This window comes from Amycolatopsis sp. NPDC003731, assembly GCF_053586895.1.
Genome location: NZ_JBSFNC010000094.1, coordinates 23,279 through 37,056, shown reverse-complemented (window position 1 = coordinate 37,056; position 13,778 = coordinate 23,279). Strand labels below are relative to the sequence as shown.

At 71.6% G+C, this 13,778-nt stretch carries 15 protein-coding genes; 6 read left to right on the top strand and 9 right to left on the bottom strand.

Annotated elements, in window-relative coordinates:
* Nucleotides 1-39: 39 nt before the first annotated feature.
* Nucleotides 40-750, bottom strand: a complete 711-nt coding sequence (locus ACWDN5_RS31275; RefSeq protein ID WP_310968661.1) for a TetR/AcrR family transcriptional regulator — start codon at nucleotides 748-750, stop codon at nucleotides 40-42.
* 89 nt (nucleotides 751-839) lie between these two features.
* Between ACWDN5_RS31275 and ACWDN5_RS31270 the strand changes: the two genes are divergently transcribed.
* On the top strand, nucleotides 840-1,940 hold the full coding sequence (locus ACWDN5_RS31270; protein WP_449678799.1) for a lipase family protein: 1,101 nt from the start codon (nucleotides 840-842) through the stop codon (nucleotides 1,938-1,940).
* Nucleotides 1,941-1,982: 42 nt separating this feature from the next.
* Here the strand turns inward: ACWDN5_RS31270 and ACWDN5_RS31265 are convergent, their stop codons facing one another.
* The 6 genes from ACWDN5_RS31265 to ACWDN5_RS31240 are packed head-to-tail and all read right to left on the bottom strand — an operon-like array spanning nucleotide 1,983 to nucleotide 6,369.
* A complete protein-coding gene (locus ACWDN5_RS31265; RefSeq protein ID WP_449678798.1) occupies nucleotides 1,983-2,678 on the bottom strand; it encodes an urease accessory protein UreD in 696 nt (231 codons plus the stop codon).
* The gene (gene ureG, locus ACWDN5_RS31260; protein WP_449678797.1) at nucleotides 2,675-3,373 is read right to left on the bottom strand and encodes an urease accessory protein UreG; all 699 of its coding nucleotides are present in this window, start codon (nucleotides 3,371-3,373) and stop codon (nucleotides 2,675-2,677) included. Before ureG ends, ACWDN5_RS31265 begins: the two co-directional genes overlap by 4 nt.
* Nucleotides 3,363-4,034 (bottom strand): urease accessory protein UreF, encoded by a 672-nt coding sequence (locus ACWDN5_RS31255; protein ID WP_449678796.1) that lies wholly within the window; start codon nucleotides 4,032-4,034, stop codon nucleotides 3,363-3,365. The genes ureG and ACWDN5_RS31255 overlap by 11 nt, the downstream gene beginning before the upstream one ends.
* A complete protein-coding gene (locus ACWDN5_RS31250) occupies nucleotides 4,034-5,749 on the bottom strand; it encodes an urease subunit alpha (protein WP_449678795.1) in 1,716 nt (571 codons plus the stop codon). Before ACWDN5_RS31250 ends, ACWDN5_RS31255 begins: the two co-directional genes overlap by 1 nt.
* 1 nt (nucleotide 5,750) lies before the next feature.
* The gene (locus tag ACWDN5_RS31245; RefSeq protein ID WP_449678794.1) at nucleotides 5,751-6,056 is read right to left on the bottom strand and encodes an urease subunit beta; all 306 of its coding nucleotides are present in this window, start codon (nucleotides 6,054-6,056) and stop codon (nucleotides 5,751-5,753) included.
* A 10-nt stretch (nucleotides 6,057-6,066) separates the two neighbouring features.
* Entirely contained in the window at nucleotides 6,067-6,369 is a 303-nt protein-coding gene (locus ACWDN5_RS31240; RefSeq protein ID WP_310968667.1) for an urease subunit gamma, read from the bottom strand.
* Nucleotides 6,370-6,657: 288 nt separating this feature from the next.
* Between ACWDN5_RS31240 and ACWDN5_RS31235 the strand changes: the two genes are divergently transcribed.
* Nucleotides 6,658-7,806 carry a citrate synthase 2 gene (locus ACWDN5_RS31235; RefSeq protein ID WP_310968668.1) on the top strand — a complete coding sequence of 383 codons (1,149 nt, stop codon included), beginning with the start codon at nucleotides 6,658-6,660 and terminating at the stop codon, nucleotides 7,804-7,806.
* A gap of 6 nt (nucleotides 7,807-7,812) precedes the next feature.
* On the opposite strand, the gene ACWDN5_RS31230 is transcribed toward ACWDN5_RS31235, so the two are convergent.
* Together ACWDN5_RS31230 and ACWDN5_RS31225 are read right to left on the bottom strand one after the other, a co-directional pair.
* Complete coding sequence (locus ACWDN5_RS31230; RefSeq protein ID WP_449678803.1) at nucleotides 7,813-8,415, bottom strand: TetR/AcrR family transcriptional regulator; 603 nt, start codon at nucleotides 8,413-8,415, stop codon at nucleotides 7,813-7,815.
* A 14-nt stretch (nucleotides 8,416-8,429) separates the two neighbouring features.
* On the bottom strand, nucleotides 8,430-10,124 hold the full coding sequence (locus ACWDN5_RS31225) for an SDR family oxidoreductase (RefSeq protein WP_449678802.1): 1,695 nt from the start codon (nucleotides 10,122-10,124) through the stop codon (nucleotides 8,430-8,432).
* A 215-nt stretch (nucleotides 10,125-10,339) separates the two neighbouring features.
* On the opposite strand from ACWDN5_RS31225, the gene ACWDN5_RS31220 reads away from it, so the two are divergent.
* The 4 genes from ACWDN5_RS31220 to ACWDN5_RS31205 are packed head-to-tail and all read left to right on the top strand — an operon-like array spanning nucleotide 10,340 to nucleotide 13,759.
* Nucleotides 10,340-11,179: an ABC transporter ATP-binding protein gene (locus ACWDN5_RS31220; protein WP_449678793.1), complete on the top strand. Its 840-nt coding sequence runs from the start codon at nucleotides 10,340-10,342 to the stop codon at nucleotides 11,177-11,179.
* Nucleotides 11,176-11,985, top strand: a complete 810-nt coding sequence (locus ACWDN5_RS31215; RefSeq protein WP_449678792.1) for an ABC transporter permease — start codon at nucleotides 11,176-11,178, stop codon at nucleotides 11,983-11,985. Before ACWDN5_RS31220 ends, ACWDN5_RS31215 begins: the two co-directional genes overlap by 4 nt.
* Nucleotides 11,982-13,142, top strand: a complete 1,161-nt coding sequence (locus ACWDN5_RS31210) for a sensor histidine kinase (RefSeq protein ID WP_449678801.1) — start codon at nucleotides 11,982-11,984, stop codon at nucleotides 13,140-13,142. Before ACWDN5_RS31215 ends, ACWDN5_RS31210 begins: the two co-directional genes overlap by 4 nt.
* Nucleotides 13,139-13,759, top strand: coding sequence for a response regulator transcription factor (locus ACWDN5_RS31205; protein ID WP_310968671.1), 621 nt, complete (start codon nucleotides 13,139-13,141; stop codon nucleotides 13,757-13,759). Before ACWDN5_RS31210 ends, ACWDN5_RS31205 begins: the two co-directional genes overlap by 4 nt.
* The last annotated feature ends 19 nt before the right edge of the window (nucleotides 13,760-13,778 follow it).

Genomic DNA, 13,778 nt, shown 5'->3' with positions numbered 1-13,778 from the left:
GAGGGCCCTTTCCCGGCGTCCGCAGCCGGGAAAGGGCCCTCACGTGAGCCGGCCTCCCCCCGGGTCCCCCTCCCGGCTCGACTGTTCCACGCCGGAGGGCGCGCCGGGGTTGCCCGGGATTTCCAAGATCTTTCCGGGCCGCATGATGGCGGCCAGCATCAGCGCGCGCAGCTCCGCGCCGACGTCCTCCACCGGCAGCGGCGGCTCGTGCGCCTGCCACTCGCGCAGCAGCCCGGTGGCCGCTCCGACCAGGGCGATCGCCGTCAGCCGGTAGTCGCGGTTCGGGGCGACGCCGTGCTCGGCCGCGCGCCGCGCCTCCGTCTCGATGAAGGTCGCCCAGCGGTCGACCCACACCTGGTGCTGCTCCTCCAGCTCCGCGCTGACGCCGACGGCCTCGACGTAGTTGAGCCGCGGGAGCCGGGGGTCCACGGTGACCGTGTCGATGAAGACGTCGAGCAGCGTGGCGATCCGGGTCATGGCGTCGGCCTCGGCGACCTTGTCGAGCGCGGCGGTGACGTGCTCCAGCGCGAGGCTGTTGATCCGGTCGTGGAGGGTGCGCAGGACGTCCTCCTTGCCGGTGAACTCCTCGTAGAAGTTCCGCGTCGAGACGCCGGCGCGGGCGCACATCTCGGTGATCTTCGTCTGCCGGAAGCCGGCGGTGGTGAACAGCTCGAGACCGGCCGTGAGCAGCCGCTCGCGGCGGTCGGCGCGACGTTGTTCGGGTGCGACGCCGCCGTACGTGCGAGCCAACGGTTGTGTCCTCCTTCTGAGGGATTGCCGGATCCTACCGGGCTGGCTAAATTGTGAAAACCTCGATTACCAAACAGCCGGAGGCAACGATGCTTCGTCGGTTACTGGTCGCCGTCGCGCTCCTGTTCGTGACAGCCGCCCCCACGGCACACGCCGAACCGGGCGTCCTCCTGGAACAGAAGCCGACGACGGTGTTCGTCGGCCCGTTCCCGGCGCCGGTCAAAGCCTGGCACCTCGTGTACCGCTCGACGTCGGCGACCGGCGCCCCGAACGCCGTCTCCGGCACGCTGCTGGTGCCGCCGACACCGTGGCTGCGCGGCGGCCCGCGGCCGCTGATCACGTACGCGGTCGGCACGCACGGCCTCGGCGACCAGTGCGCGCCCTCGAACCTCCTGGCCCACGGCATCGAGAACGAGAGCGCGTTGCTGGCGCAGGCGTTGACGCAGGGCTGGGCGGTCGTCGTCACCGACTACGAAGGACTCGGCACGCCGGGAACGCACACGTACGCGGTCGGGCAGTCCGAAGGCCGCGCGGTGCTCGACGCGGCGAAGGCCGCTTCCCGGGTGACCGGCGCGGGGCTGTCCCCGTCCGGCCCGGTGGGCGTGTTCGGGTACTCGCAGGGCGGCCAGGCAGCGGCGTGGGCGGCGGAGCTCCAGGCGACGTACGCGCCTTCGCTGAACGTGGTCGGCGTGGCGGCCGGCGGCGTCCCGGCGGACCTGAACGCGGTGTTCGCCTCCAACGACGGCGGCGCGGCGTTCGGCTTGGTGCTGGGCGCGGCAACGGGCTTCGCGGCGGCGTACCCGGACGTCCCGTTCGCGTCGATCCTCAACGACCGCGGCCGCGAGGCGGTGGCGCGCGTCTCGAAGGCGTGCACGATCGAGCTGGGCGCGGCGGCGCCGTTCGCGCACCTGCAGGACTTCGTGACGGTGCCGGACCCGATCCACGACCCGCGCTGGCAGGCCCGCCTGGCGCAGAACTACCTGGGCACGACGGCGCCGAAGCCGCCGGTGTACCTGTACCACGGGACGTTGGACGAGCTGATCCCGTTCAGCGTCGGAACGGCGTTGCGCGACCGCTGGAAGTCCCGCGGCGCGCAGGTGACGTGGCAGGAGTTCCCGCTCCTGGAGCACATCGGGGGCGTGTCGATCGGCGGCCCGGTGGCGATGACCTGGCTGGGCACCAAGTTCTGAAAACTGTCGGTGCCCACCGGTAGCGTGGAAAACGGGGGCTGCTCAGAACGGCCGCAGCGCAGCAACCGCGTCCGGTGCGAGAGAAGTGGTGAGGGTGCCGCCCGCAGCGAGGGGGCTGCGGGACCACCACTCGCCCGACGCCGCCGGCCGTTCCGGGCCCCCGACCTCCAGGTCCGTGGCCAGCACGCGCCGGCCCGCCAGCACCGCCAGGCTCCCGTCCAAGCCCGCGTCCCCCACCGAAAGCGTCTGACGCACCACCGGGGTCCCGGCCCGCACCACGTCCAGCGTGGTCACCAGCGAACCCGGCTTCTCCCCGGCCCGCCCCAGCACCAGCACCTCCCGCGTGTGCAGGTAGGCGTCGGCAGCCAGCGAGGCCCGGAAAATCGCATTGTGCCGGGCCCGCGCCGTGATCACCGTCGGCTCCGGCAGGTACTCCAGCGACCCACCGTCTTCCACGACTACGTCCACAGTGGACAACGACGACTCGCCGTGCAGGCCCGGCAGGGCCAACGTGGCCGCCACCCCCGACAACCGGAGGGAGGCACCCGGCCCGACCCGGACGGTGAGCAGCAGGTCATCCCCGCCCAGCGGCGACGTCGCCGAGTTGACCAGGTGCACCACGGCCGTCGCACCCGAACGCCGGCGCGGGAACAACGTCAACGGCGCCATCGAGCACAGCTCCCGCAGCACCGTGCGCGAGCCGTCGAAGCACGCCGTCAGCCGCGCGTGGGCCTTCACAGCAGGGAACGGACCCAGTCGGCGACCGCGGGCGCGTCCGGGGTGTCCACCAGGGACTGGGTGATCACCGGCAGCGAGCCCCGCATCCGGTGCGCGTCCGACGTCATCACGTCCATGTCCGCGCCGACCAGGTGGGCGATGTCGATCTTGTTGATCACCAGCAGGTCCGCCGTCGTGACACCGGGGCCGCCCTTGCGCGGGACCTTGTCGCCGCCCGCGACGTCGACCACGAAGATCTGGCTGTCCGCCAGGCCGCGGCTGAACACCGCCGTCAGGTTGTCGCCGCCGCTCTCGATGATCACCAGGTCGAGGCCGGGGAACTTCTCCTCCAGCCGCTCGACCGCGTCGAGGTTCGCGGTGATGTCGTCGCGGATCGCCGTGTGCGGGCACGCGCCGGTCTGCACCGCCTCGATCCGCTCCGGGTCGAGGACGCCCGCGCGGCGCAGGAAGTCCGCGTCCTCGGTCGTGTAGATGTCGTTCGTGACCACGGCGAGCCGGATCTCGTCGCCGAGCGCGCGGCAGAGTGCCGCGGTCAGCGCCGTCTTGCCGGAGCCGACCGGGCCGCCGATGCCGATCCGGTACGCGCGGCCGGCGGTGGGCGCGGCGTCGTAGTGGTCGGGTTCGCTGGCCGTCGGGTCGAAGCTGACCGGGTGGACGTGCCCGTGCCCGTGTCCGTGTCCGTGTTCAGCTGGCAAAGAGACGCACCTCTTCCTGGTGGTGCCGGGCGTGCGCCTCGGCGAACAGGTCCAACGCGGGTGACCCCGGCGACGGCAGGGACGCCGGGTCGTCGCCCGCCGCGGCCGCGGCTTCCGAGCAGACGGAAGCGAGGTCCAGCCGGGCCACGACGGCGTTGACGGCGAACGGGTCCAGCCCCAGCAGCCGGACCGCGGCGCTCGCCGGGCCGCTCACCGACAGGTAGGCGACCGCCATCGCGGCGTCGTACGGCGACCCGCCCGCGACGCCGACCAGTGCGCCCAGCACGATCGGGTGGTGCGGCCGCGGCGTCTCGGCCAGCAGCTCTTCCAAGACCGGCGAAGGCCACGCGATCCGCCCGGCCCGCGCGGTTCCACGGCCTTGCGCTCGGGAGGCTTCGCGCTGCGCGAGTGACGGCGTGCGCGCGTCCAGTTCACTGTCCAAACGCGACCAATTGCCTCGGTTGACCGCCGCATGCGCCGAGGCAGCCGCGAAAACCGCCGCCAGGAACCCCGCCGTCCGCAACCGTCCGGAAAGGAAGCCCGGCAGATCCCGCACGGAGGTCACCAGCTTCCGCGCGACGACCTCCTCCAGCCCGCCACTGTGGACGTGCCCGCCGCCGGGGAACCGGGAGTCCGCGAGGATCAGTGCCGAAAGGTCCATCAGAACAGGAAGTACCTTTGCGCCATCGGCAGTTCCGTCACCGGCTGCGGTTCGATCAGCTCGCCGTCGACGTGCACCGCGAAGCTGTCCGGCTCGACGCGGACGTCCGGCGTGGTGTCGTTGAGCACCATGTCCGCCTTGGTCCGCGCCCGCATGTCCGACACGGCGACCAGCGGCCGCGTGATGCCGAACCGCTCGCGCAGCCCACTGTCCAAAGCGGACGGCGCGACGAAGTGCAGGCTCAACGCCGCCCCGATCGAAGCACCGAACATCGGCCGGGCCAGCACCGGCTGCGGCGTCGGGATGGACGCGTTGGCGTCCCCCATCGCCGCCCACGCCGGGAAGCCGCCCTTCAGCACCACGTGCGGGCGGACGCCGAAGAACTTCGGCTCCCACAGCACCAGGTCCGCGAGCTTGCCGACCTCGACCGAGCCGATTTCGGTCTCCATGCCGTGCGCGATGGCCGGGTTGATCGTGTATTTGGCGACATAGCGACGCGCGCGCAGGTTGTCCGCCGCGCCGTCGCCGGGCAGCGCCCCGCGGCGGCGTTTCATCACGTGCGCGGTCTGCCAGGTCCGGATGATGACCTCGCCGATCCGGCCCATCGCCTGCGAGTCCGAGCTCATCATCGAGATCGCGCCCAGGTCGTGCAGGACGTCTTCGGCGGCGATCGTCGTCGGCCGGATCCGGCTCTCGGCGAAGGCGAGGTCCTCGGGCACCGACGGGTTGAGGTGGTGGCAGACCACCAGCATGTCGAGGTGCTCGTCGAGGGTGTTGGCCGTGTGCGGGCGGGTCGGGTTGGTCGACGACGGCAGCACGTTCGGCAGCGAGACGACCTGGATGATGTCCGGCGCGTGCCCGCCACCGGCGCCTTCGGTGTGGTACGCGTTGATCGACCGCCCGCCGATCGCGTCCACAGTGGACTCCAGGAACCCGGCTTCGTTCAGCGTGTCGGTGTGGATCGCCACCTGTACACCGGCTTCGTCCGCGACGGTCAGGCAGGCATCGATCGCCGCCGGCGTCGTACCCCAGTCCTCGTGGAGCTTGAACCCGCCCGCGCCCGCCGCCAGCTGCTCGCGCAACGCCTCGTGCCGGACGGTGTTCCCCTTGCCCAGCAACAGGACGTTGATCGGGTAACCGTCCATGGCGGACAGCATCCGGCCGAGGTTCCACGCGCCGGGCGTGACGGTCGTGGCCTTCGTGCCCTCGTTGGGCCCGGTGCCGCCACCGACCAAAGTGGTCAGTCCGGCGGCCAGCGCCGTGTCGACGAGCTGCGGGCAGATGAAGTGGACGTGGCAGTCGATCCCGCCCGCGGTGAGGATCTTGCCGTTGCCGGACAGCACCTCGGTGGACGGCCCGATGACCAGGGCCGGGTCGACGCCGTCCATCGTGTCCGGGTTGCCCGCCTTGCCGATGCCGGCGATCCGGCCGTCGCGCACGCCGACGTCGGCCTTGACGACGCCCCAGTGGTCGAGGATCACCGCGCCGGTGATGATCAGGTCCGGTGCGCCTTCGGCCCGGGTCGCCGTGCCCTGGCCCATGGACTCGCGGATGACCTTGCCGCCGCCGAAGAGCACCTCGTCGCCGGAGCCGCCGGGCCCCATCGAACGGTCTTCGGTGACCTCGATCAGCAGGTCGGTGTCGGCGAGCCGGATCCGGTCGCCGGTGGTCGGGCCGAACAGCTCGGCGTAGCGCTCGCGGTCGATCTGCGGCATTTCAGAACTCTCCGGCGAATTCGGACCGGAGCCCCGGCACGCGCCGGGCGCCGGCGAGCGGGACGAGGTCGACTTCGCGTTCGACGCCGGGTTCGAAGCGGACCGACGTCCCGGCCGGCACGTCTAGCCGGTGACCGCGGGCGGCGTCGCGGTCGAACTCGAGGCCGGGGTTGACCGCGGCGAAGTGGTAGTGCGAGCCGACCTGCACCGGCCGGTCGCCGAGGTTCCGCACCAGCAGCCGGACGCGCGCGCGGCCGGGGTTCAGCTCGACCGGCTCCTCGCCGGGGATGATCTCGCCAGGACGCATCAGCTGCTCCTCACACGATCGGGTCGTGCACGGTGACGAGCTTCGTGCCGTCCGGGAAGGTGGCCTCGACCTGCACGGAGTCGACCATCTCCGGCACGCCGTCGAGCACCTGCTCCCGCGAAAGCACGGTCCGGCCGCTGGCCACCAGGTCGCTGACCGTGCGGCCGTCGCGGGCGCCTTCGAGGACGTGGTCGGTGATCAGCGCGACCGCCTCGGGGTAGTTGAGCCGGACACCGCGGTCCAGCCGCTTCCGCGCGACGTCGGCCGCCACGTGGATGAGCAGCTTGTCGCGCTCCTGCGGGCTGAGGTGCATCCGCTAGGTCTATCACCCGAAACCGGGGAGCGCCTGGTTCGGAAACACAGGATTTACCTGGGCTTCGTCACACTACGTGGTGAAAATTCTCCGGCTTGACCGGACGTGTGACTGAATCGTTCTCGTAATCGTGACCGAAACCACCGCTTCTTTCGATTGCCACCCGCCCGTCAAGAGAGCAAGGTCTATCCATCCGTGCGATGTGGCGCGCGTTCAGTGCGCTTGTCCCAACCGCGCGACCAGCACCAACCAGCCGGGGAAAAGCGCACCGAAAGGTTCCGCGAAACAGTGACTACCTCCACGATCAGCAAGCCTCAGCCGTCCGGCCAACCCGACGACGGCTTCCGACCGGGTCTGGAAGGCGTCGTCGCCTTCCACACCGAAATCGCCGAACCCGACCGGGACGGCGGTGCGCTGCGCTACCGCGGCGTCGACATCGAGGACCTCGCCGGCAAGGTGACCTTCGGTGACGTGTGGGGCCTCCTCGTGGACGGCCGGTTCGGTCACGGCCTGCCGCCCGCCGAGCCGTTCCCGCTGCCGGTGCACACCGGCGACGTCCGGGTGGACGTCCAGGCCGCGCTGGCCATGCTCGCCCCGATCTGGGGGTACCGCCCGCTGCTCGACATCACCGACGACGAGGCCCGCGAGCAGCTGGCCCGCGCCTCGGTGATGGCCCTTTCCTACGTCGCCCAGTCGGCGCGCGGCATCGGCCAGCCCGCGGTCCCGCAGACCCGCGTCGACGAGGCCCACTCCATCACCGAGCGGTTCCTCGTCCGCTGGCGCGGCGAGCCGGACCCCGCGCACGTCAAGGCGCTGGACGCCTACTGGGTGTCGGCCGCCGAGCACGGCCTCAACGCCTCGACCTTCACCGCCCGCGTCATCGCCTCCACCGGCGCGGACGTCGCGGCGGCCATGTCCGGTGCCATCGGCGCGATGTCGGGCCCGCTGCACGGCGGTGCCCCGGCGCGCGTGCTGCCGATGATCGAAGAGGTCGAGCGCACCGGTGACCCGGAGGGCCTGGTCAAGGGCATCCTCGACCGCAAGGAACGCCTGATGGGCTTCGGCCACCGCGTCTACCGCGCCGAGGACCCGCGGGCCCGCGTGCTGCGCCGGACCTGCCAGGAACTCGGCGCGACCCGTTACGAAGCGGCCGCCGCGCTGGAGCAGGCCGCGCTGAAGGAGCTGCGCGAGCGGCGCCCGGATCACCCGATCGAGACCAACGTCGAGTTCTGGGCCGCGGTCATCCTGGACTTCGCCCAGGTCCCGCCGCACATGATGCCCGCGATGTTCAGCTCGGCCCGCACCGCCGGCTGGGCCGCGCACATCCTGGAGCAGAAGCGCACCGGACGCCTGGTGCGGCCGTCGGCCAAGTACGTCGGCCCGGCGCCGCGCAGCCCCGAGGACGTCGAGGGCTGGGAGCTCGTCACCAAGCACTGACACCGTTCACGAACCGGCCGGTACCCCCGTGGTGCCGGCCGGTTCGTGTTTCGCGGTGGCCTCGAGCATGGCCGTGAGCTGGTCGACCAGCCAGCCGTCGAGGTCTTCGCGGGCGACACTGCGTTCCTGCAGCCAGCTCAGCAGCGCGCCTTCGACCACCGCCGTCCAGCAGCGGAGGGTCAACGACAGCAGCGGTGACGGCTCGGTGACGCCGAGGGCGTCCAGGATCAGCGCCACCGCCCGGTTGCGGACCTCGTCGATGGCCGCGTCCGTTTCGGACGTCGCGATCACCGAACCGCTGCGCAGCAACGCGATGTACCCCGCGCGGTAGTGGTCGGCGACGTCGACCAGGCCGCAGACGGCCGCGCGCAGCCGCACCTCCGGCGGGCCCTCCTCGAGCCCGGCCAGGCCGTCGATCAGCCCGTCGGTGACCGTGCGCAGCGCCTCGACCTGCAGCTCGCGCAGGTTGGCGAAGTACCGGTAGAACAGCGGCCGCGACACCTCGGCGCGCGCGACGATGTCGTCCACCGTGACCAGTTCCGGCGCCCGCGAGCCGAACAGGTCGAGCGCGGCGCGGATCAGGTCGTCGCGGCGGGCCTGCGGCGACATCCGCCGCGGCCGGCTCACGGCGTCAGGTCCAGCTTCGCGGCCGTGCGGAGCAGGCCGGGCGTCAGTCGCGAAAGGACCAGCGCGGCCTTCGCCTCCGGAGTGGACGGTGCGATCGCGATGTCCTTCTCCACGGCACGCAGGATGTCCCGCGCCACGCCTTCGGGGCCGAACCCGCGCCGGGCGTACAGCTTCGAGCTCTCCTTCTGCCGCCGGCGCTGTTCCTCTTCGGACACCCCGACGAACCTCGTCGTGTTGGTGATGTTGGTCTTGACGATGCCCGGGCACACCGCCGTGACGCCGATGTGGTGCGCGGCCAGCTCGGCCCGCAGGCAGACGCTCAGGGTGAGCACGGCGGACTTCGTCGTCGCGTAGGCGGAGAGGATCTTCGACGGCAGGTAGGCGGCGGCCGAGGCGAGGTTGACGATCTGGCCGCCTTCGGCGCGCTCGGCGAGCATCGGCGCGAACGCGCGGCAGCCGTGGATCACGCCCCAGAGGTTGACGTCGATGACGCGTTCCCAGTCCTCGACGGACGTGTCGAGGAACGGGCCGGACATCCCGATGCCGGCGTTGTTGACCACGATGTCCGGGACGCCGTGTTCGGCGCGGACCCGCTCGGCGAAGCGGTGCACGGCCTCGCCGTCCGAAGAGTCCACTGTGTACTCGCCGAGCCCGTGTTCTCCGAGCAGTTTCAGGGTTTCCGCCGCGCTCGCTTGGTCGACGTCGGTGATGACGACGTCGGCGCCTTGCTCGGCGAAGGCCAGCGCGGTGGCGCGGCCGATCCCGCTGCCCGCCCCGGTGACGACGACGAGCTTGGCCTCGAACGGCCCCGCGCCGACCCGGGCCCGGCGCAGCCCACGGCTTTCCGTGCCGGTCTCGACGTAGTCGATCAACTCGGCGGCCGCGGCGGCGACCACCGCCGGCTTCGCCCTGGTCACCCAGTGCGTCCCGACGATCCGGCGGATCCGCAGGTCGGGCGCCCAGCGGGTGACCTCGGTCTGCAGCGGCGTCGTGACGTAGGCGTCGCCGGTCGGGGCCAGCACCTGCACCGGGACGTCGGCGGGGCGGGGCGCGGGCCGCGACAGCCGGGTGAACATGTTGGCGCGGTAGAGCTGGAGGCCGTGCCGGCCGTCGGACCTGTCCGGCGGCGCCGCGTCCGGTTCCATCCGCTGGATCTGCTTGCCCAGCAGGCCCGTGCGCCACAGCAGGTCCGGGATGACCGGGATCTGGAACGCCAGGATGTACCACGAGTGCAGGAACTGGCTCAGCGCGTTCTTGAGCCGCTTCGGCGTCGGGCGGCGCAGCTGGGCGCGGAACCACGCGCCGGCGTGGTCGAGGCTCGGACCGGAGAGGGACGTGTAGGAGGCGATCCGCCCGCGCAGGCCGTCCCCGGTGACCGCGTGCCAGGTCTGGATCGAGCCCCAGTCGTGGGCGACCAGGTGCACCTGGCCGGCCGGCTGCACCGCCTCGACGACCGCCCGCAGGTCGTCGGCCAGCTGGTCCAGCCGGTAGGACGCGCGTCCCGGCGGCTTGTCCGACTGTCCGGCCCCGCGGACGTCGTAGGTGACGACGCGGTGTTTCGCCGTCAGCCCGGCGGCTACCCCGTCCCACATCGAGCTGTTGTCCGGGTAGCCGTGCACGAGCACGACCGTGGGCCCGTCGCTCCGGCCGTCGATGGTCACGGAGAGGCGGACACCGTCGCTGGCGGTCACCCACTTGTGAGACATTCTGTCATGTTAGACAAGTTGTCAACAGTGCGTTCACCCGCGCGGCGGTTCCGCAAGCTCGGATCCTCGGATTTTTGCTTGTATGACAGCGTTTTCGTGGTTCCACGGGAAACCAAGCCGGCGTGTCCACCGATCGGTGGACAGCCGGATTCCACTGGCCGTTGGTCGGACCCGGCGTCGCGAACGGCCAGGCTTTGAGCATGACCACAGCAGTCAGCGTGCGCGGCCTGCGCAAGCAGTACCCCGGTCACCTCGCGGTGGCCGGGCTCGATCTGGACATCGCCCAGGGCGAGGTCTTCGCCCTGCTCGGCCCGAACGGCGCCGGGAAGACCACCACCGTCGAGATCCTCGAAGGGCACCGGCGGCGGACGGCCGGCGAGGTCACCGTGCTCGGCGAGGACCCCGGCCAGGCCGGACGCGCCTGGCGGGCCCGGCTCGGCATCGTCCTGCAGACGGCGACCGACGCCGCCGAGCTGAGCGTCGCCGAGACCGTCCGGCACTTCGCGAAGTACTACCCCGACCCGCGCGACCCCGACGAGGTGATCGAGAAAGTCGGGCTGACCGAGAAGGCCGGGGCGCGGGTCAAGGCGCTCTCCGGCGGGCAGCGCCGCCGCGTCGACGTCGCCCTCGGCATCATCGGGCGGCCCGAGCTGCTCTTCCTCGACGAGCCGACCACCGGCTTCGACCCCGAGGCGCGGCGGCAGTTCTGGACGCTGATCAGCGACCTCGCCGCCGAAGGCACCACCATCCTGCTGACCACCCACTACCTCGACGAGGCCGAAGCGCTCGCCGGGCGCGTCGCGGTCATCGCGCGCGGCGAGATCGTCGCCCAGGACACGCCGCAGAACCTCGGCGGCCGGGCGGCGGCCGAGGCCACCGTGCGCTGGGTCGACGAACGCGGCGAGCACGTCGAGCGCACCGCGTACCCGACCAAGCTCGTCACCGAGCTCTCGGCTGGGGGTCGGGAGCTCGCGGGCCTGACGGTGACCCGGCCGAGCCTGGAGGACATCTACCTGGACCTGATCGGAGACAAGGCATGACCACCCTGACGTTGCCCGGCCCGCTCTCGCTCGGGCTCGCCCGCGGCGGCACCGAGCTGCGGCAGTTCTTCCGGCACAAGGAACAGGTGGTCTTCACCTTCTCCCTGCCCGCGGTGCTGATGATCCTGCTGGGGTCCATCCTGGACGGTCCGACCGCGCTCGACGGCGTCACGTCCGGCCAGCTGCTGGCGGCCGGGATGATCGGCTCCGGCATCGTGTCGACGTCCTTCAACAGCATCGCGACCGGCGTCTCGGCCGATCGCGAAACCGGGGCCCTCAAGCGCCTGCGCGGCACGCCGATGCCGCCGGCGTCGTACTTCATCGGCAAGATGGTGCTGGTCGCGGTGTCCAGCCTGGCCCAGACGGTGCTGATGGCCGGGGTCGCCGTGCTGCTGTTCGGGCTGCAGCTGCCGTCCGACCCGGCGAAGTGGCTGACGCTGCTGTGGGTGTTCGCGCTCGGCATCGTCTCGTGCACCCTGCTCGGGATCGCGATCAGCTCGCTCGCGAAGTCCACCAACGGCGCGGTCGCCATCGTGCAGATGCTGTACCTGGTGCTGCAGTTCATCTCCGGCGTGTTCGTCTCGCCGATCACGAACCTGCCGAAAGTTATGGTGGACATCGCGTCGTTCTTCCCGCTGAAGTGGATCTGCCAGGGGTTCCGGTCGGTCTTCCTGCCGGACGGCGCCGTGAGGATGGAGATGGCCGGGACATGGGAGCTTCCGCGGGTGGCGCTGGTGCTGGGGATCTGGTGCGTGGCGGGGGCGGTGCTGGCGCGGCTGACCTTCCGGTGGACCGACGCGAAGTGAAGGACGCCTGGGACCGGTTCAACTGGCTCTGGGAGATCCTCTTCGCGGTGGCCTACCTGGCCACGACCACGCTGGTGCTGCTCGACGGCGCCGACCCGGGGTGGACGGCCGTCGCGGCCGGGGCGCTCACCGCGCTCGCGCTGAGCTACCTGCTGTGGGGCCGCCGGCTCGTCCGGGACGACGACTCGTCCATCCGGCAGCGGTGGGTGTTCGCCCTCGTGGTGCTGGTGCTGGTCGGGATCGCCATGCTCGCCGAGGGCACGTCCGGCTTCATCCTCTTCATGGCGTGCCCACTGCTGTTTTCGACGCTCGAGTTCCGGCCGGCGGCGGTCCTGACCACGGTGGCGATCCTGCTCAACCCCGCGGCGGCCGTCGTCAACGACGGGTTCACCGGCCCGACGCTGCACATCATGCTGCCGATGACGGCCATCCTGGTCGTCTTCGGCGTGCTGTGCGGCAAGTTCATCGGGCACGTCATCGAGGAGAGCCGCGGGCGCGCGGACCTGATCGCCAAGCTCGAGGCGAGCCAGGCGGAAGTCGCCCGCCTCTCCCGGGAGGCGGGCACCGCGGCGGAGCGCGAGCGGCTGGCGCGGGAGATCCACGACACCCTCGCGCAGGGGTTCACCAGCATCGTCACCCTCGCCCAGGCCATCGAGTCCGAATTGGACACCGACCCGGCCGCGGCCCGGCGGCACGCCGAGCTGGCCGCGCGCACCGCGCGGGACAACCTGACGGAGGCCCGCGCGATGGTCGCCGCGCTGGCCCCGGCGGACCTCGCGGCCGGCTCGCTGGTGGACGCCGTCCGGCGGCAGGCCGACCGGCTGGCCGATTCGTCCGACGTGGTGGTCCGGTACGAAGTGGACGGTCCGCTGCCCGCGCTCGGCATGGCTGGGGAGGTCGTCCTGCTCCGGGGCGCGCAGGAAGCGCTGAACAACGTCCGCCGGCACGCGGCGGCGTCGGCGGTGTCGGTGCGGTTGTCCGCTGTGGACGGTTCGGTGCGGCTGTCCGTCCGTGACGACGGCGCCGGCTTCGACCCCGACCACGCCACCGGTTTCGGCCTGCGCGGGATGCGGTCCCGGGCCGAGCAGGTCGGTGGCAGACTGAGTGTCCGGAGTGGCCCCAGCGGCACCGAACTCACCCTGGAGGTGCCGGCTTGATCCGCGTCATGCTCGTCGACGACCACCCTGTCGTCCGCGAAGGCCTCCGCGGCATGCTCGAAGCGGAACCGGACCTGACGGTCGTCGGGGAAGCGGGTTCCGGGGACGAAGCCGTCGCGCTCGACCGGGTCGCCGTCCCCGACGTCGTGCTGATGGACTTGCGGATGCCGGGCCTCGACGGCGTCGGCGCGACCAAGCGGATCCTGCGCGAGCAGCCCGGCCGCCGGATCGTCGTGCTGACGACGTACGAGACGGACGCGGACATCCTGCGCGCGGTGGAGGCGGGCGCCTCGGGCTACCTGCTGAAGGACGCGTCCCGCGCGGAGCTGGCCAACGCGATCCGCGCGGCGGCCCGTGGGGAGACGGTGCTGGCACCGTCGGTGGCCGGCAAGCTGGTCAACCGGGTCCGCAACCCGGAACCGCAGCCGCTGTCGGCCCGCGAGGTGGAGGTCCTCCGCCTGGTCGCCAAGGGCGGGACGAACGCCGACATCGGCCGCGCGCTGCACATCAGCGAGGCGACGGTGAAGACCCACCTGCTCCGGGTCTTCGGCAAGCTCGGCGTCTCGGACCGCACCGCCGCGGTGACGACAGCAATGGCCCGCAACCTCCTGTCCTGACCCACCCACCCGTGCAGGA

Coding starts and splice junctions, on each gene's coding strand:
- ACWDN5_RS31270 (WP_449678799.1), top strand. CDS start 840: ATGCTTCGTCGGTTACTGGTCGCCGTCGCGCTCCTGTTCGTGACAGCC.
- ACWDN5_RS31255 (WP_449678796.1), bottom strand. CDS start 4,034: ATGGACCTTTCGGCACTGATCCTCGCGGACTCCCGGTTCCCCGGCGGC.
- ACWDN5_RS31250 (WP_449678795.1), bottom strand. CDS start 5,749: ATGCCGCAGATCGACCGCGAGCGCTACGCCGAGCTGTTCGGCCCGACC.
- ACWDN5_RS31245 (WP_449678794.1), bottom strand. CDS start 6,056: ATGCGTCCTGGCGAGATCATCCCCGGCGAGGAGCCGGTCGAGCTGAAC.
- ACWDN5_RS31240 (WP_310968667.1), bottom strand. CDS start 6,369: ATGCACCTCAGCCCGCAGGAGCGCGACAAGCTGCTCATCCACGTGGCG.
- ACWDN5_RS31230 (WP_449678803.1), bottom strand. CDS start 8,415: ATGTCGCCGCAGGCCCGCCGCGACGACCTGATCCGCGCCGCGCTCGAC.
- ACWDN5_RS31220 (WP_449678793.1), top strand. CDS start 10,340: ATGACCACAGCAGTCAGCGTGCGCGGCCTGCGCAAGCAGTACCCCGGT.
- ACWDN5_RS31215 (WP_449678792.1), top strand. CDS start 11,176: ATGACCACCCTGACGTTGCCCGGCCCGCTCTCGCTCGGGCTCGCCCGC.